Origin of the sequence: Listeria grayi DSM 20601 (genome assembly GCF_000148995.1) — a bacterium.
Classification (GTDB): domain Bacteria; phylum Bacillota; class Bacilli; order Lactobacillales; family Listeriaceae; genus Listeria; species Listeria grayi.
On sequence record NZ_GL538353.1, the window covers coordinates 887371 to 905872 of the forward strand.

Below are 18502 nucleotides of genomic sequence, written 5' to 3' on the forward strand. Positions count from 1 at the left end.
ATGACAGAATCCAAGAAATCCTTCATAATAAGACTATAAGCTAATGAACGATCCAAGGTCTTTAAGTATAAAAGGAGGAGATTAGCAGTGGAAAACGAACGTGAACGCATTATTGAACTCGTAAAACAAGGTATCCTTTCAACAGATGAAGCATTAACATTGCTTGAAAATATTTCGAAAAAAGAAGGAAAAACCGTTGCAACGGAGAAGATCAGAGAAACAGAGCAAGAACCAGAATTAGAAGCGGAAACCGCTGAAGAAGAATCCTACGACTTCTCGCAAGGGTGGAATAACGGACGCAATCCTCATAGACCGCGCAACAACCGCAGATCTCATGAACGTAAAAAAGAAACGAAAGCAGATAACGCAAAAAATGCGAAAGAGACCGCAGAAGAAAACGATCGTTTCCAAAGTGTGATAGGCGATCTTTCCCAAGCAGGCGAGAAACTAGGCTCTTTCCTAAACTCTGCATTTAAACAAGTTAAGGATATGCCATTCCCGTTCTTAACATCTACCAAATTGGAAAGAGAATTCGTTTATCACGATACGACACTTTCCATCTTAGAATTCGATATCGCGAATGGGAATGTAGAATTCAAGCCTTCCGACAATGAAGATGTTCGCATCCAAGCGACGATCAAGTTGTTCAAGGAATATCCAGAAGACGAAGCATTGCAGATCTTTTTTGATAAAACAACATTACGTGTCGATGAAGAAACACTGCGTTTTGAATCTAAATCGAAGCAGATCGTGACGAACCTGACAGTTTATCTACCAAAACGTTTATATGATTATGCATCGATCAAATTACTCAACGGCAATGTCCATATGGATGAATTACAAGGAAGAGATCTCTTCGTCAAGACTACCAATGGTAATGTAAGTATTGGAACGATCTCGGCAACGCTAGTAGAACTTGAAACAGTGAATGGTAATGTCCGCATCCAAAATGGGGAAGTGCGCGACATTTCATTGAAGACATTCAACGGTGGTGTAGCAGCAAAAGGAGAATTTTACGCAGGCGTTTTGAAAACGAAAAACGGCAATATCCAATATTACTTAACAGAACCCACTGCGACTTCGATTGAAGCGAAAACAGGTACCGGCGACGTGGAGATCAGTCTACCGAAAGAAATTGGGATCGATGGCGAGATCCATACCAATTTCGGAAAACTACGTGTTGATTTCAAAGACGTGGAAGTGCTGGATTCAAAATCAGAAACGGTCCACAAAAAAATGACTTTCACAAAAATCCCGAACGGTGAAGCAAACATCGCGATCCGCGCAGAAACAACTGCTGGAAGTGTGAAGATCAAAGAAGCAAAATAACCGCTTTGTTCTAGAGGCAGCATTTGCTGCTTCTGGGCGTTACATAATCAAAAGAAAGGACGCGCACTGATATGGAAAAAAAATTACAAAGATCACGAGTAGATAGGAAAATCGGCGGTGTTTTAGGAGGGTTAGGGGAATACATCGGTATAGATTCCACCATCCTCCGCATCATATATGTTGCTATCACTATTTTTACAATGAAATCAGGTTTGCCAATCTTGGTCTATATTATTGCGCTGTTTATCATTCCTTCTGAAAAAGTCACAATGGAAGATGTGCGGGAGCGGCAAGCACAGAAAATCGCTGATCGCTACGACCGCATCAATCGCCGCATCGATCGTAAAAGAAGTGGTTATTCACACCACCGTCACCCAAGACATTCTACAGCACAGGGAAATCATCACGCACAAAAAAGAACCGCGACTTCAAGACCGCATTTCAGTAAAGAATTTCCTTTTCCAGAAGCAACATTCACTAATTTGATTTTGCGGGTGTCTCATGGTGATGTAGTTGTTCGCACATGGGAAAAAGAAGAAGCCAAGCTGCGTGTATTATTGAGTACTCAAGACAACGGCGGTCCCGTAAGACATCTAAGCGAAGAAAAAATGTGGGATTACTTTTTCAGCAACACTATGTTGGATATTTCTCCGGATACATTATTATTTGAATCTAAAAAAGATATTTTAAAAACAGATATGGTGCTTACGATCCCGAAAAGATTGTATGAACAAATCAAGATCCAGATTTTAAATGGGAAATTAAGATTTGACGATGTTGAAACAGATGACATTATTTTAAAACTGCGCAATGGCGAATTACGATCACGAGGTGTCAGCGGGAAATTTCTGAATGCTGAATTGACAGAAGGCGAAGTTTATGTTCAAAACTGCCGGGTGGAAAATGTCGACATTAGCACACGAAAAGGCGACATCACTATCCAAGGAAATGCACTAACTACTGCTGCGCGAACTGAACAAGGCGATATCGACTTTATATTGGAGAACGATTTAGCAAGCAGTGTCGATTTAAAGGCACCGAACGGCGATATTCGTATCCAAGTACCTGATAGCTGGAATGTTGATGGTTCACTGCACACGAAAAAAGAAAAAATCTACTTCGACTTAAAAAATGCTAAAATCTGGGATAATAGCGAGGATACAGTTGTATTCACACAAAATGCAGAAGAAATAAGTACGTCGACATTAGAAGCGAAAGTCGGCAAAGGAATTATTAAACTCAGTGAAACAAAAGAGAGGAGTGTTTAAGGATGCGTAAACTATATCGATCTACTTATGATAAAAAATTAGCAGGTGTATGTGGTGGACTTGCCGACTACTTTGGTATTGACGCAACATTAGTGCGATTACTTTGGATCGTGGCGAGCTTGATCTTTGGTAGCGGCATTCTGCTCTATATCTTGGCGGCAATCATTATTCCAGCAGATCCTGACTCGGAGTGGAGGGGATAGATCATTATGCGTTTTTTAAGCGGAATCGTTATTAATGCTTTGTTGTTCATGGCATTATCCGGCTTCTTCTCTAGCTTCTATGTGGATGGTTTTATGACTGCATTGATCGCGAGTGTTGTATTGGCTATTTTGAATCTGCTCGTTCGACCGGTTTTATTATTACTGACATTGCCGATCAACTTTTTCACATTGGGTTTATTTACTTTTGTAGTGAACGCTGTGATGTTGGAACTGACATCTTACTTTGTCGGTGCTCGATTTGAAATTGCTAGTTTTGGAGTGGCCTTGCTGATCGCGGCTTTGATGGCATTTGCCAATATGGTCATCAATTCGGTTATCGGCGAACGCAAAGCTCATTAAAAAACCTCTAAACCTTTTTTAAGGTTTAGTAGGTTTTTTTATGGTTGATCTATTTTAGTGAAATGAAAGACTTGGCTGAGAAAATCGCCGTGCAGATCTTCATTTAAATAAAGCCCGAATTTCATCAATTCTTCACCGCTATATACTTTTTGATCACATTGATAATAATAATCAGGGTTTAGACCTTGTAAATGTAATTTTACCAAGGGTTCCGAGGCACTACCCAATGCTTTGAAAAAGAAAACGACTGCTTCTTCTTGATTAGGAGCAATAAAACTCCAGGCAGCGAAATTGCTGGTGAAGGGATTTTCTAGTCGATAAAAGGTCCCGAACTGTAGCAGTCGGCGGTGCTCTTTATACCACGTGATCGCATGTTTGGTGTAATCGAGTGTTTCCTTGCTTTCTTTTTCCAAATCGAGCATGACACCAAAATTTGCGCTCATTGCTACATTTGCTCTAGTAGCAAGTGGCGTGGTGCGACCGACCTGATGATTAGGTGCTTCAGAAAGCTGAGCGCAGATCATGACGGGCGGGAAAATCAAGCTTGTTCCGTATTGGATCTTGATACGATCGTAGCCATCTGTATTGTCACTTGCCCAGCTTTGCGGCATGTAGTAAGTCATTCCCGGGTCAAAGCGACCACCGCCGCCGGAGCAGTTTTCAAATAAAATATGCGGATAGCGCGTCGTCAATTTTTCCAAAAGTTCATAAAGACCGAGGATATAGCGATGGCTGATTTCCATTTGCTGATCAGCGGGAAGGATACGGTTGCCAAGCTCGGTGATATTGCGGTTCATGTCCCACTTGATATAGTCTATCGGTGTTGCGTCCAAGATTTTTGTCAGTTGTTGATAGATACCTTCCCGGACATCTTCCCGACTGAAATCCAGTACATATTGATTTCTACCGACTGAAAGCGGGTATTTGTCGACATGGATGTGCCAGTCAGGATGTTCGCGGTATAAGCTACTGTCTTTGGAGACCATTTCCGGTTCAAACCAAAGACCGAATTTCAAACCAAGTTTATTTACTTCATTTGCTAAATGATCCAGACCATTGGGAAGTTTTCGTTTGTCAACGCTCCAATCGCCGAGGGAGGTCGTATCATCATCGCGGTGGCCAAACTAACCATCGTCCAGCACGAGTAATTCAACGCCGATGTCTTTGGCCCTCTTTGCCAGTTGAAGCAGCTTGGTTTCATTGAAATCGAAGTAAGTGCTTTCCCAATTGTTGATCAAAACAGGTCGTTCTTTATATTGATGTTCCCCGCGAGCAAGATGATTGATGTACAAGGCATGATAATTGTGGCTCATTTCGTTCAGGCCATTTTTAGCGTAAACAGAAACGACTTCAGGTGTTTGGAATGACTCTCCGGGGCCGAGTTTCCAAGAAAAGTGATATGGATTAAGACCAACTAGCACACGAGTCTGCGAGTAAGTATCGACCTGGGTCCGGATGCTGAAATTCCCACTATAGACGAAATGGAAACCATAGACTTCGCCGGTATTTTCATCGGTTCCCTTTCTTGCTAATGCCATGAAGGGCTGCTGTGCAACACCGCTTGCTCCGCGTTTGCTGTCTAGTACATGGAAGCCGTGGTGGATCGGATGTCTGACTAGCTGCTTTTCTCTAGCCCACGCACCAGGCAGCTGAATGCAATCAAAGTCGGCATCTGGAAATTCGAAACAGCTGGAAAAAGCACGAAGCAACGTAACTGCTTTTGTACCAGTGTTTTTAAAGGAAATCGATTTGGTGATAACGGATAATTTTTCGAAGATGGTGTAGCTAAGGACAGCTTCAACTTGCCGAATGGAGTCGATCAATGTGATTTCCAAAGTCTCTGCTTCGCTGTCTGTTTTTACGTATGTAGCTGGGAGACCGGGAAGCGCTTTTTTACCAGCGAAGGTTCGGTGGCTTTTGTAGGCGAAATGAGTAGCACTTGTGCCATCTGGATAAATGATCTCAAAGGCCGGTTCACGATAATCGCCGGAATCTTGCCCCGGCATTTCTTGTAAAATAACATCCAGTGAGAATCCTCGTGTAGAGGGATTTTCAGGATTAGGTGAAAAGGAGGAGCGGTCGATCTCTGGATAGGGACGTTGCATGGTAAAGTTGCGAATTCTTTCACCGTAATAGAGATGAGTAAGATATTTGTCTTGGTCGAGTTCCATAATATAGCTTAATGTATCGTTATAAAGGTGAAATTGTTTCTTTTTTTGATTGAATTGAATTGGCATAAATAAAAACGCTCCTTGTTAATTTTTGGAACCGGTAGAGGCGATTCCTTGCACAAATCGTTTTTGGAAAATGATGAAAAGAATGACCATTGGAATAGTGGCAATAACAGAGCCGGCCATGAGCTGCGGATAGTTGGTAGTGTATTGTCCTTGCAGTAGAGCAAGCCCAGATGAGAGCGGCATCTTCTCAGGGGACATGTTGACGATCAGCGGCCACATGAGATCCTTCCAGGCGAAAAGCGAGGTGAAGATCGCTAAGGATGTCAACGGTGCTTTTGCCAGCGGAAGCATTACTTGGAAGAATAGCTGTAAAGTATTGCAACCATCTAATTCTGCCGCTTCTTCTAATTCATCAGGAACACTCATAAAGAACTGTCGCATCAAGAAAGTTCCAAATGCGCTTGCCATGCCTGGGATGATCAAGGCACTGATCGTATTGGTCAAGCCTAGTTTGGAGATCATTAAGTATTGTGGCAAGATATACACTTGAGCGGGGATCATCATGGTAAGCAGAACGAGCATAAAAAGCAGGTTGTTTCCTTTGAATTTCAATCTTGCAAAGGCGAATCCGGCAGTCGCGCTGATGATCGTAGAAATAAGAACGCGTCCCAAAATCATCCAAAATGTATTGAGAAAGTAATCCGTGAATGGCAATGCTTGCCAAACGTCAACGAAATTTTGCCAGCCCCAGTGAGCGGGTAAAAAAGTCGGCGGGAAACGCAATGATTCGGTAAGTGTTTTAAAGGCAGTCAAGATACTCCAAATAAACGGGCCAACCATCAATACCGCGCCTAATGAAAGGATCAGATAAATGAGCAGATGACCTTTTTGCATTTTTTTCATGTAAAGGCACTCCTTTATTATTTATAGTGGACCCATTTTTTCTGCAGCTTCATTTGGATAAGCGTCAGAATGAGGATAATAACTAACAGAATGATCGCGATACTTGCGCCATAACCTTTGTTATTGTTGACGAATGTATATTGGTAGAACAAGTAAACGATCGATTTTGAATTTTGAAGCGCTGGACTGGTTCCGAGCATCATCAAGATATAATCGAATACTTGAAGGGCCCCTATGAAAGTCGTGATGACGACAAAAAATAGAGTAGGGGAAACAAGTGGGATCGTTACTTTGAAAAATTTGGTGATTGGTCCGGCACCATCGATCTCTGCGGCTTCGTAATAAGTTTTTGGAATATCTTGTAGACCGCCGAGCAGAATGACCATATTGTAGCCAATGATCGACCAAAGTGCGAATTTCGGGTCACCTATCCAATCAGGCCCCTTCACACCGAAAAAGGACAAGAAATAATTGATCAATCCGTATTGCCCGTTATAAAGCCATTTCCATACCATCGAAACGGCAACGGGTGCAGAGACGACAGGGATAAAATAAATAACACGGAAAAAGGTTTTTCCTTTTATTTTAGAATTTAGAAACACTGCTACTACAAGTGATAGGATCGTACCTACTGGAACGGTCACGATCGTATAAAGAGCGGTGTTCCATAAAGCTTTTAAAAGTGCAGGATCATGAAATGCTTGGAAATAGTTCGCCATTCCGACCCAAGTCGGTTTTCCTAAGCCTTTGACATCATTGAAGCTATACCAGATACTTTGGATGATCGGCCAGACATTCAAGATCAAGATCAATAAAATGGTAGGGGCAACAAACAGGAGGGCCCATACTTGTTTTTTTCGTTTGTTGGATTGTAACGTGCCAGTACTTCGCTCCATGTGGATTCATCTCCTTTGATCGGGATATGGTAAGGGAAACGCCTCTAAAAAAATGCTGACAGAGGCGTTTCTGAGTTTATTTATTTGTGAAGCCATTGATTTGTTTGGCAAGGTCCTTTAATCCTTTTTCAGGGGATTCTTGAAGCGAGAAGATCTTTGTCATGATTTCCTGCTCTGTTGTGATCCAATCTGCTCGGCTCTCTACCATGTAGGAAGATTTGCCGTAATCGATTGCATCAACGAATACTTGAGCATTGATAGATGGGAACTTCTTAACATATGGTTCTTGTGTATTTTCATATGCGGAAACAGCTGCTCCAGAAGAGGATTGAATCGTATTGGCTTTTTTGCCGCCCATGAATTTCACAAATTTCCATGCTGCATCTGGATGTTGCGTATTAGCTGAGATCGAGTAAGCCATTCCTGAAGAGATGGTACCTTTAGTTTTGTTTTTCGGAATAGGCGCGACATCTGCATTTAAACCGTCAATGGCGGTATATTCGGTCGCCATTCATGAACCTGCTGTGATCATGGCGACTTTCCCAGATTCGAAATATTGATCTGGCGTTGTACTTGCGAAGTCTGCAGTAGTTGGAGAGTAACCATTCTTGATGAAAGAGACACCGTATTTGATCGCTTCGATATTGGCAGGTGTGTCATAAAGGCTCTTTTTCCCATCTTTGGTGAAGAAATCGGAACCATTTGCATAAATAAGGTTATAGATGAAATTTTGACCGTTATCCGGGGCAGCCATACCATATACCCCTTTTTTCTTATCTGTCAGTTTTTTAGCAGCGTCCATCCAATCATCCCAAGTCCACTTGTCATCAGGGTAGGAAACGCCGGCTTTATCAAAAAGATCTTTGTTATACCAAAGTCCAACAGTGCTATCATCTTTTGGTATACCTAATTGTTTGCCTTTTACGTTCATAGAGTCTACCAAGTTTTTCGGATACTTGCTCATATCATAATTGTCTTTCTTGATGCGGTCTTTCAAGTCCATTAAGGCATTGCCGTTTGCGTATGTAAATACTTGTTCTGGTGACATCCAGAAGACATCTGCTGTATTTCCGCCGGAAGCACCTGCCTGTAATTTGGTCCAGTATTGATCCCAAGGTGTTACTTCGACTTTGATCTTGATATTAGGATTTTCTTTGGTAAAGGCATCTGCCATTTCTTGCATCGCTTTTTTTCTGATTGGTATCCCAAAGAGCTAGTGTCAGAACAGTTTTTCCATTATTTGCTGATTTTCCGGATGAAGAACCGCCACATGCACTTAGTCCGATTGCAAGAATAAGGGTAAGTGCCAAAAGCATCCATTTTTTCATCATATTTTCTTCCCTTCTTGTAATATATTTTTAAGAAAGCGCTTACTAAAAAACGAACTGGTCATTACCGATGGTGAGTAGAGATGCTAACGAATAAGCTAATTATATGAGAATTAGCTAGGCTTTCAAATAGATTAAATTGCTGGAAAAATGGACAATCTTCCTTTAAAAGATACCAAGCTGATAACTGGTTTTTGCGTGAAATTTTTCTCCCGGATGCAATTGGATATCGCCAAAGGCAGGGTGACGGATGGCATCGGGAGGAAACTGAGTCTCGAAAGCTATGCCGGCATAAGGGCTGACGGCATGTCCATTATCTAATTGGAAATCATTGTTGAAGTGACTTCCTGTGTAGAGCACAGCGCAGGGATAAGTAGTGCCTATCTGCAGATCAATACCGCTCTTGGACGAAGCGAGGTGAATCTGTGTTGCTTTTTCTTCTAGCATAAAGGGGTGGTTCAATCCGTTGTCGGCTTTGATATCTGGCTTTGTCAGTATTTCTGAAAGGGGTGCTGGACTTTGCAAGTCGAACCCGGTGTCAGTTACGGAATGGATGCTGTCGCTGGGAAGATTTTCAGCATTGATAGGTAGATAGGCAGTGCTTTTTACGGAAAGAACGTGTTGCGCGATCGTTGTTTCGCCGGAAAGATTAAAATAGGCGTGGTTAGTCGGATTGAATAGGGTCGTTGCATCTGTTTCACCGGTATATTCGATGGTAAAGTGATTGTCCTCATACAGTGTATAACAGATCTCGGCATGTAGATTTCCGGGGTAACCATTTTCCCCATCAGGGCTGTCATAGGAAAAAGTAACGCCTTGGGAATTCTCGGTTTTGAATGGTTGAGCAGAAAAATAACGTGATTCGAAGCCGATCGTCCCGCCATGTAGGTGATTCAGTCCTTCATTTCGTTCAAGCTGATGCGCTCCCCAAACGCCTTGGCTAGTTCGACCTGCTACGCGACCAATACTGGCACCCAGATAGGTTTTTTGCGTAAGATAGGCTTCTGGCGAGGATAAACTAAGTATGATATTTCGCAGCTCACCGTTTTTATCTTTGGTTAATACACGATAAAGTGTGGCGCCGTAGTTAAGTAATTCTAAAGACGTACCTTGTTTGTTTTGCAAGCGATGTATCGTGAGTGTAGTCATTATTTTTTCCTCCTTGGAAAGACAGCAGAGATGGTTCTCTGCTGTCCGGATCTTAATTTGCTACAAGCTCCAAATGGCGGGAAACGCCTTGGTGCGAATAGTCTTCGTGGGCTAATTTAGCAAGTTGCTCTTGCGCAGATACATTGTTCCCTAAACCAGCGTTGCCAAGAGCAATCAAATAACGGCAGTAAAAACGGTTGTTTTGTCGGATATCTTCTGCATACACCACTGTTGCCGGTAAAGAAACAGCAAAATAATCATATTTTACATCATCGAAAAGATGCTTTTCGCCATAACTGATCAATTTATGATAGCAAGTTCTGGCTTTTTCGGGAAGGTTTAGTGCTTCATACGCTAGACCTTGATAAAGAATGGTATCTGCGGGCTGATCATTATAATAGAGTACACTTTCCGGTTCGATATCACCGCTTGTTGCTAATTGATAGTAAGTTTTTGCCTTCGCTACATCACCCTGTGCTTCATGCGCTTTTGCCAAATAATAATAGGAAAGCGTATCTTTTACGTTTGGCAATTTCCCTTCTCCCAGGTTATCAGGGTAAACAAGGGTGTGTTCCAATAACTCAATTGCTCTAGTGGGATCAGAGTCTAGCAGTTGTTTCGCCGATTCGATCAAAGCAAAGACGTATTGCCCGCTGACTTTGCCTTCTCCGCCTTCCCATGGATGGAAAATGTGTGATTCTAATAATCCCAGCGCTTGCTGGTAATGGCCGAGCGTGTTTAAGGTCGTAATATATTCAATATAGAGATCATCACGTTTCTTAACAGTTTCGAGATGTGCTTCGAAAATCGTCAAACGCGTTTGCAACGAAAGGTTTTGTTTTTTTGCCAGCAGATCTTTTTCGAGTAGAAGACGTGCGTCGGTTGGTGCAAGCGCAAAAGCGCGATCGATGGCTTGGCTGGCTTTAGTCAGGTCATGCGCAACATTATAGTAAGCAAAAGACAGATTGCGGTGTACGGTTGGAAAGTCGGGTAGAAGTTCCGCGGTTGCCTCCCATAGTTGCATTGCTTGTTCCCGATTTTTTTTGTCATACAATAAATTACCCAGGAAATATTTTGCAAAGCCGGCAGTTGGATCATAACGGACAATGGCCGAAAGGATCACTGCTTCTTCGATCTTGTTTGGGAAGCAATAGTCAGGATCTGCCTGTTCTGCTTGCTCAATAAGAGCTTGCGCTTGTGTTTGCTCTTCTTTCAGTAAATGGATATAAGCGCGATAATAAAGTGGCAGCGGACTATTTCCTGGGAAGTGTTTAAGAATTTGTTCTGCTTCTTCAAATTGGCCGGCATGAAGATAATCAAGCGCCAACTCTAAATAGTTATTGCGTGATCCACGCATCAATTTTTCCCAGTGTGACTGTTTATCTGGGAAGAGCTGGGAATATTCGTACCAAGTTCCTAGATCAAGGGCATCGATTTCAAGGTTAGCAAGTATCTCTGTTTCTGTAGATTCGCCAAGTTTGCGAAGCAGTGCGAGTCGTAGGACACGAGCTTTCATATTATGGCTGTTCTTGACCAGCGCTTTGTCAACAAATTCCAGCGCTTGCGGATAGCGATGCTGTTTGGCTTCCAGAGAAGCTAATTGGTAAAAAGCACCAGCTTGCGTATCCTCATTCCATGTTGCTTTGTAAAAAGCATCATAAGCCGCTTGCTCTTCGCCGAGTAGTTTTTGTACGATCCCCAAGTTGAAACGAGCTTCACCATTATAGGGGTTGGGCGTTTTCCAAGTTTGTTTCTGCAATGCACGTTGGAAATAGCGCTTGCTTTCTTCCAGCAATCCTTTTTTGAATAAAAAGAGACCATAAGCGTTATTCAAACGAATGTCAGAAGGATCGCGACGAAGTCCTTCCACATAGTAGGTTTCAGCATCTAAAGTAGCATGACGGTATTGTTCGATATGTGTCGCTGCTAAGAATAATTCTTCTGTCGACTTCAATTGTTGTGGCTCGGCCAGTGCTTCAGCTGGTTCGGGCAGTGGTTGCAAATCTTGTGAGTGGAGATGGTAGTCTGCTAATAAGTGGTCGTCGGCAGAATACAGAGAAAGGGTTGCATCTGTGAGCGGTGGTATATTCGTAAGTATCCGTTCAAAGGAACTCTCCGGTGTAAGCGTAACCACTTCTTCGTATAGCAAATTGCCCGCTTGCTCTAATGTCAGCCTTGCGTCTTTTTGAATGGCGGTGACATAGACTTTTGCACAAACGCCGGCTTCATTTGTCTCGAGATTCAAGGCAGCATCGATCGTCGCATTTTTGATTCGGCCAACGCCTTTGTATGGCATGAAATACTGCTTGAAAGTTTTTTCTTCATACGGTTTGAGCCAAGTGAAATCTGGCTGATTATCCGTGAAGACACCTGTCATCAACTCGATGTAAGGACCATCTTCATCTGTTAAATTGCGATCCCATGCTTTTCCGAAATCGCTGTTTCCCCATGTCCATTGCTTTTTCCCTGGGGAAACGTGATGATCAGCAACATGCAAGAGGCCGGCTTGTTTGGCTTCGTCATAATTTCCGATAAAATCATAATCAGAGTGGTAAGCCATATATGAGGTAGGGACTTTGATGTTTTTATAGCGGGAAATGTCGATTCCTGCTGAATAATCGTATTTATAATATTCACCGGTAGCGATCGGAAAACTTGATACGGCACGCTTCCCATGATCCATGACGGCATGGACGTCAGGAGGAAAGACAGAGATCGTATGATCGTTGACGGGGACAGCTGGATTGGCCCACCATAAGAATGTTTGCGGAATATCTGTACGATTAAAGACTTTTCCCGTTATTTCAATGTAAGCTTTATCCGGATATAGCGTGAAACCGGCGCTCCCTTTTGTTCCGTACATTTGATCGATCTCGCCAGTCCATACGGTTTTGCTGCCATCTGGATTTTCTACGATTGTATACTCAACTGGCATGAAAGTGCTGGGACGATGATGCTGCGGCCAGTTAAATTCGATCCCGCCTGAGATCCATGGTCCGCAAAGCCCCACCAGAGCAGGCTTGATAACATGATTGTGATAAACAAAATCATATTGATTGGTTTTATCGATTGCAGAATGGATACGTCCACCTAATTCCGGTAAGAGCATTACTTTTAAATAATCATTTTCTAAGAAGACAGCTTGATAAGTTTTGTCGACTTTTGTATCACTGATTTTCTCGGTTACCGGCAAAGGATAGACTTTTCCGCTGCTTCCTTGGTAAACGCGCTTTTCAAAAAACAATGGGTTTTTGTCAGGATCGCCTACTTCATAGGTAGGTATAACAACACTTTCTTCCCAGGCGGTCACAGAACCAGATTTCATAATAAAACACTCCTTTTAGTTTGGTTAATTAAAGCATACAAGGAAGCGTTTCAGATAAAAATAGGTTATACTATTGAATTAATGGACTATTTTATTTTTTTAGTTTAAAAAGAGGAGGGGACATGATGCAAAAACGAGATGGTTTTAAAGATGAAAAACATATCGTTTTCCCACTCGATAATCAATCAGAACTTTTGGCACATCTTTTGATCCATGGTTCTTACATCACTGAGATCGGCTTGTATCCATCTGCGCAGTATCATTATCGCGAGAGATTCGAAGGCACACCGGAAAATATTTTGATTTATTGTATCGAAGGCGAAGGAATCATCGAACTGCTGAACAAGGAAACGATCCAACTTAAAAATGGAGAAATTTTCTGTATTCCTGCTAAAACGCCGCATCGCTATTATACGAAAGGCGACCATCCGTGGTCGATTTTATGGATCCGTTTTGTAAGCGATATCACAACGAACATCGGCAATGTCGCGAAGAAAAAGGTCAAAATCAATTTACCGGCCAAAAAAAGCTTGATTCAAAACCATTTTATCGATCTGCTTGATGTGTCGGAGAAAGAACATCATCTGCATCATATTATTGCAGCCTCCAAATTGCTCGAACTGCTATTGGTGGAAATTTATCTGCTGGAAGATAAAGTTTCTTATGACAAACAGAATCAGTATCTGACTAAATGCATCCGCTATATGAATGAAAACATTGAGAAAGAATTGACGCTGAAAGATCTGACTTATCAGCTTAATATATCGCAAAGTTATTTAGGCAGTATTTTTAAAAAGTAGACACAAACTTCGCCGATCGAGTATTTCATTCAATTGAAGATCGACCAAGCCTGTAAATTTATGAAATTGACCGATATGAAGATCTATGAGATCGCCAAGAAAGTCGGCTACGAAGATCCATACTATTTTTCACGTTTGTTTAAGAAATATATGGGACTTTCACCAAAAGTATATCGGAAACAAGTGTCGGTCCAAGAGCCTTCACTCATGCGTCAGGAATTTCACTTCAAATAAATCACTGTTACACATGCCGCGAAAGTGGTAAAATGAAGGGGAACTGCTAAAAAGAGAACAACGGAGGTATTTGGATGACGAAAACCGTTACCGTAAATGAATTGAAAAAACGTTTGAAACTAGAATTGATTGGCTCAGATAAAGGACTCGACCGGACGATCATGACAAGTGATCTGTCGCGTCCCGGTTTAGAGTTGACAGGTTTCTTTTCTTATTACCCAGAAGACCGTGTACAATTATTTGGAATGACGGAAATCTCCTTTTCAGAAGGAATGTCCGCCGAAGAACGCTTGAAACGTTATACGCAAATGTGTACTAGCCGTACACCGGCGTTTATTATTGCCCGTAGTTTAGAAGTTCCGAAAGAGTTGGTCGAAGCAGCGGATAAGGCAGGTATCCCAGTACTACGCTCACGTCTTAAGACGACGCGGCTCTCGGTATATATCACAAACTTTTTAGAGAGCAAACTTGCTCCTGTGATCTCCAAGCATGGCGTCTTGGTCGATATCTACGGTTTAGGCGTACTGATCACTGGGAACAGCGGAGTAGGCAAAAGCGAAACGGCGCTAGAACTTATCAAGCGCGGTCATCGCTTAGTAGCGGACGATAATGTCGAGATCCGTCAAGAAGACGAGATATCATTGATCGGCTCCTCACCGGCGATCATCGAACACTTGCTTGAAATCCGCGGCCTTGGTATCATTGATGTCATGACATTATTTGGTGCCGGCGCAGTGCGTTCCAGCAAAAAAATCACTTTGGTGGTCGATTTGGAAAACTGGGATCCAAATAAACAATATGACCGCGTGGGGCTAACTACCGAAACAACGAAAATATTCGATTTGGAAATCCCGAAAATAACGATCCCAGTTCGTCCCGGACGAAACTTAGCCATCATTATCGAAGTAGCGGCAATGAATTTCAGGTTGAAAAACATGGGATACGACGCCGCAGAAAAATTCACAAGTGATTTAAGCAAATATATTGATCACAATCGCAGTATCAGCGATTGATGAAAGAAAGTAGGATTTAAATGGAAAATGGAATCAAGCCGCTGGACCCGGTGGCACTGCAAATCGGAGAAATATCGATCAAATGGTATGGGGTGATCATTGCCTGTGGTGTTGTCATTGCATTACTGCTAGCTTTGTACGAATCTTCCAAGCGGAAATTTGATAAAGAGATTTTTGTTGATCTGTTGATCTGGGCAATTCCGATCTCTGTCATCTCAGCGAGAATCTATTATGTCGCATTTGAATGGGATTTCTACAAGGAAAATCCTGGTGAGATCATTAAAATCTGGCACGGCGGCATCGCGATCTATGGCGCTTTGATCGGAGCAGTAATAACGGCTATCATTTTTACCAGAGTGAAGAAGATCTCTTTCTGGCAGCTTGCAGACATCGCAGCACCGAGCCTGATCATTGCTCAAGCTATCGGCAGATGGGGCAACTTCATGAATCAAGAGGCGCATGGTGCAGCCGTGACAAGAGGTTTCTTGGAAAATCTGCACTTGCCGAAATTTATTATCGATCAAATGTATATCAGCGGTGTCTATTATCAGCCGACTTTTCTGTATGAAAGTTTATGGAACGTCATCGGCTTTATCATTCTGCTTATCATTAGACGGACAAAAGTACGCCGTGGAGAGGTCTTTTTATCCTATGTGATCTGGTACTCCGTCGGTCGTTTCTTTATCGAAGGAATGCGTACAGACAGCTTGATGTGGGGGGCGTTTAGAGTTTCCCAAGTGTTGGCAGTGATATTAGTTGTCGTAGCAATCGCGATCATCGTATATCGCCGTGTGAGAAGCAATCCACCTTATTATCTGGATACGAAAAAATAACTAGTGCACGGGACATGTCTTTACCGAAAAGAGAGGAAATGAAAATGACAAAAGCACTTACAACATTATTGTTTGATTTAGATGGCACGTTGATCAATACGAATCACTTGATCATTCGTTCTTTTCAAGAGACTTTTAAACATTTTACACCTGAAAAGGAATATACTCAGGAAGATATCCTGCCATTTATGGGACCATCATTGATCGATACTTTTTCAAAAATCGATCCGGATCGGGCGGAAGAAATGATGGAATTCTATCGGGTATTCAATTTAGAGAATCATGATGAAATGGTTGTGGAATTTGACGGTGTTTATGAAACGATCCGTTCTTTATATGAATCTGATTATAAATTAGCGATCGTATCGACCAAAATGTACGAGACAGTCATGCGTGGTTTACGGTTGACTGGTTTGGACAAATTTTTCCAAGTAGTGATCGGTTTAGATCAAGTAAGCCAGCCAAAACCAGACCCGGAAGGCATCAACATGGCGCTCAGCCTACTTAATTCAACGAAAGAAGAAGCTATTATGATCGGCGATAATTCGCATGATATCCTAGCGGGGAAAAATGCGGGAACGAAAACGGCTGGTGTAGCTTGGTCATTGAAGGGAGAAGCCTTCATGCAGCAGCTAGAACCAGATTTTCTGCTGGAAAAGATGAGCGACATCTTGCCGATCATGGCAGATGAGGATGAATAATGAGAAAGCTCGAGCGATTCCAAGCCCCTGATCCAGAAGTGAATACGCTGTTTCAAGTTTACCGCACCGTATCGTTTTGGAAAGTCTTCAAGAATACGCTCATCAATGAGATCGCCCGCTATTATCCATTTATGACGGGGAAACGCAATCTTTATCGGCGCGGAATGCGGATGAAGATCGGAACACATTCTGCCGTAGCTTTTAAAGTCACGATGGATTTGTTTTTCCCGGAAAAAATCACGATCGGACAAAATACGATCATTGGTTTTCATAGCACGATCTTGACACATGAATATTTGATCAAAGAATACCGTGTCGGAAATGTGACGATCGGCGATAACGTAATGATCGGCGCGAATGTAACGGTATTGCCGGGCGTTAGGATCGGCGACAATGCAACGATAGCAGCTGGAGCAGTGGTATCGAAAGATGTTCCGTCTGGCAGTTTTGCTTATGGGAATCCACTGCAGATCCGAGACTAAAAAAGAGTTCTGGGAAAACGGAACTCTTTTTTTGCGGGGAAAATTCGGATAAATAACAAGGCGCTCTATTCGCATAAACAGGTCTATGTTATACTCTTAAACATAGACGAAAGAGGTGGAGAGAACTATGAAACAAGAGTCCAAACAAAATATTATTCGTTTTCTTCCCAGTGGTCATTATTATTTTGAACGCGGTATTCATGCTTTTCGAGAAGGAGAAATGAAAGAAGCAGTCCGCTATCTTCTGCGTGCGAACGACTTATCTCCAAATGATCCAATTATTTTATGCCAATTGGCAATTTGTTATACAGAATTAGGACAATTTTTGAAATCGAACCGTTTGCTGCTGCAAGTGATCGATACCCTCGATACTTCCTTGCACTATTGTTATTATTTTATTGCCAATAACTTTGCGTATTTGAACGATATCAGTCATGCGATCCAATATGCAAAACGCTATTTGGAGCTTGATCCGGATGGTGAATATGCAGAAGAAGTCGAGGATCTGTTGGAAGTGCTGGCGGAAGAAAATCCTATCCGTCATTTACGGGAAAACCAGTTTGCGAATATCGAACAACAATTTCAGGATTATATCAAAGAGTGGCGGCGCTATGAAGCTAGCGAAAACATGGAAGCAGCTGCTCAGTTCTTAGAAGGCGTCCTGCTCCGGGAGCCGAATTTTTGGCCAGCATACAATCAACTGGCATTGCTGGATTTTCGTCAATTGAAAGAAGCGGAAGGATTGAAAGTATTGCTGGAACTGATCGATCGTGATCCAGGAAACTTGATGGGACTTGCGGATCTGTGTATGTATTATTTTTATAAAGCAGATATGGAAAGTTGTCGGGAAATTTACGGCCGCTTGGATCATGTTGCACCAACACTAGTGCATCACAAAGAAAAACTAGCGATCGTCCACACGATGCTGGGCAACATTGAGAAAGCACGGGCGTTGTTTGTTCAGTTGGCAGAGACGGAAGTCGTAGATAAAACAGCTTACTATTACTATTTTGCGAAAGTAGAAGCATTCAGCGGTGAAATGGAGTCGGCCGAAGATCTATGGCAGCTTTTCACAATTATCAGTGGCTATGAACCAACGAATTTTCCATGGAAGAATGATCGCCAAAACGATGTACTGGAAATTATTGCGCTGCTTCGGTCAACGCAACCTGCTGAAAAACTTTATGGGGCGTATCAGTTGGCACATTCTGCTAATCGGGCGGAGCTGCTTTTATTTGACCCACTGTTCGATCAAAGCAGTTGGGATTATGACGCATATTTGATATTGACAGATTTTAAAACAATGGGCGATTCCATAGAAGAAAAAAATACCTACTATCTTTGTCGTTTGCTAGAACATAAAACAGACCAGCTGACTTCAGCGGATAGCGGCTTTTACAAGGATGTTTTTGCGGAGCTGCTTTCTGCAAATGCAAAGGAAGAGGAACTCAGTTTGCCTGGGTTAGAGGGGCTAAAATCCTCAAAATGAGCAGAAAAATAG

Annotated in this window: 15 protein-coding genes and 3 pseudogenes; 11 read left to right on the plus strand and 7 right to left on the minus strand. The window is 42.4% G+C overall.

Annotated features, from left to right (window positions below):
- The first annotated feature begins 87 nt into the window (after nucleotides 1–87).
- From HMPREF0556_RS11840 to HMPREF0556_RS11855, 4 genes are all read left to right on the plus strand, one after another.
- Nucleotides 88–1329, plus strand: coding sequence for a DUF4097 family beta strand repeat-containing protein (locus HMPREF0556_RS11840; RefSeq protein ID WP_003758926.1), 1242 nt, complete (start codon nucleotides 88–90; stop codon nucleotides 1327–1329).
- Between the two features lie 71 nt (nucleotides 1330–1400).
- A complete protein-coding gene (locus HMPREF0556_RS11845; RefSeq protein ID WP_003758929.1) occupies nucleotides 1401–2597 on the plus strand; it encodes a DUF4097 family beta strand repeat-containing protein in 1197 nt (398 codons plus the stop codon).
- Between the two features lie 2 nt (nucleotides 2598–2599).
- Nucleotides 2600–2800 (plus strand): PspC domain-containing protein, encoded by a 201-nt coding sequence (locus tag HMPREF0556_RS11850; RefSeq protein ID WP_003758930.1) that lies wholly within the window; start codon nucleotides 2600–2602, stop codon nucleotides 2798–2800.
- A 6-nt stretch (nucleotides 2801–2806) separates the two neighbouring features.
- Nucleotides 2807–3160, plus strand: a complete 354-nt coding sequence (locus HMPREF0556_RS11855; RefSeq protein WP_003758932.1) for a phage holin family protein — start codon at nucleotides 2807–2809, stop codon at nucleotides 3158–3160.
- A gap of 38 nt (nucleotides 3161–3198) precedes the next feature.
- Here HMPREF0556_RS11855 and HMPREF0556_RS11860 read toward each other — a convergent pair.
- From HMPREF0556_RS11860 to HMPREF0556_RS11885, 7 genes and pseudogenes are all read right to left on the minus strand, one after another.
- A pseudogene (locus HMPREF0556_RS11860) lies at nucleotides 3199–5397 on the minus strand (alpha-galactosidase).
- A gap of 18 nt (nucleotides 5398–5415) precedes the next feature.
- Complete coding sequence (locus tag HMPREF0556_RS11865; RefSeq protein WP_003758938.1) at nucleotides 5416–6240, minus strand: carbohydrate ABC transporter permease; 825 nt, start codon at nucleotides 6238–6240, stop codon at nucleotides 5416–5418.
- Nucleotides 6241–6257: 17 nt separating this feature from the next.
- Nucleotides 6258–7136 (minus strand): carbohydrate ABC transporter permease, encoded by an 879-nt coding sequence (locus HMPREF0556_RS11870; protein WP_003758940.1) that lies wholly within the window; start codon nucleotides 7134–7136, stop codon nucleotides 6258–6260.
- Between the two features lie 76 nt (nucleotides 7137–7212).
- A pseudogene (locus HMPREF0556_RS13630) lies at nucleotides 7213–8319 on the minus strand (ABC transporter substrate-binding protein).
- A complete protein-coding gene (locus tag HMPREF0556_RS13085) occupies nucleotides 8279–8464 on the minus strand; it encodes a hypothetical protein (protein ID WP_206740633.1) in 186 nt (61 codons plus the stop codon). Before HMPREF0556_RS13085 ends, HMPREF0556_RS13630 begins: the two are co-directional and overlap by 41 nt.
- A gap of 165 nt (nucleotides 8465–8629) precedes the next feature.
- The gene (locus HMPREF0556_RS11880) at nucleotides 8630–9613 is read right to left on the minus strand and encodes an aldose epimerase family protein (RefSeq protein WP_003758947.1); all 984 of its coding nucleotides are present in this window, start codon (nucleotides 9611–9613) and stop codon (nucleotides 8630–8632) included.
- Between the two features lie 52 nt (nucleotides 9614–9665).
- Complete coding sequence (locus HMPREF0556_RS11885; protein ID WP_003758948.1) at nucleotides 9666–12938, minus strand: DUF5107 domain-containing protein; 3273 nt, start codon at nucleotides 12936–12938, stop codon at nucleotides 9666–9668.
- Between the two features lie 125 nt (nucleotides 12939–13063).
- Between HMPREF0556_RS11885 and HMPREF0556_RS11890 the strand changes: the two genes are divergently transcribed.
- From HMPREF0556_RS11890 to HMPREF0556_RS11915, 7 genes and pseudogenes are all read left to right on the plus strand, one after another.
- Nucleotides 13064–13738, plus strand: coding sequence for an AraC family ligand binding domain-containing protein (locus HMPREF0556_RS11890; RefSeq protein WP_050777032.1), 675 nt, complete (start codon nucleotides 13064–13066; stop codon nucleotides 13736–13738).
- Nucleotides 13739–13750: 12 nt separating this feature from the next.
- A pseudogene (locus tag HMPREF0556_RS13090) lies at nucleotides 13751–13972 on the plus strand (helix-turn-helix domain-containing protein); the annotation flags it as partial.
- Between the two features lie 74 nt (nucleotides 13973–14046).
- A complete protein-coding gene (hprK, locus tag HMPREF0556_RS11895; protein ID WP_003758951.1) occupies nucleotides 14047–14985 on the plus strand; it encodes an HPr(Ser) kinase/phosphatase in 939 nt (312 codons plus the stop codon).
- 20 nt (nucleotides 14986–15005) lie between these two features.
- Nucleotides 15006–15818 carry a prolipoprotein diacylglyceryl transferase gene (gene lgt / locus HMPREF0556_RS11900; protein WP_003758952.1) on the plus strand — a complete coding sequence of 271 codons (813 nt, stop codon included), beginning with the start codon at nucleotides 15006–15008 and terminating at the stop codon, nucleotides 15816–15818.
- Between the two features lie 44 nt (nucleotides 15819–15862).
- Nucleotides 15863–16519, plus strand: a complete 657-nt coding sequence (gene ppaX, locus HMPREF0556_RS11905; protein ID WP_040486796.1) for a pyrophosphatase PpaX — start codon at nucleotides 15863–15865, stop codon at nucleotides 16517–16519.
- Nucleotides 16519–17001 (plus strand): acyltransferase, encoded by a 483-nt coding sequence (locus HMPREF0556_RS11910; RefSeq protein WP_003758954.1) that lies wholly within the window; start codon nucleotides 16519–16521, stop codon nucleotides 16999–17001. The genes ppaX and HMPREF0556_RS11910 overlap by 1 nt, the downstream gene beginning before the upstream one ends.
- A gap of 127 nt (nucleotides 17002–17128) precedes the next feature.
- A complete protein-coding gene (locus HMPREF0556_RS11915; RefSeq protein ID WP_003758955.1) occupies nucleotides 17129–18490 on the plus strand; it encodes a tetratricopeptide repeat protein in 1362 nt (453 codons plus the stop codon).
- Nucleotides 18491–18502: the final 12 nt, after the last annotated feature.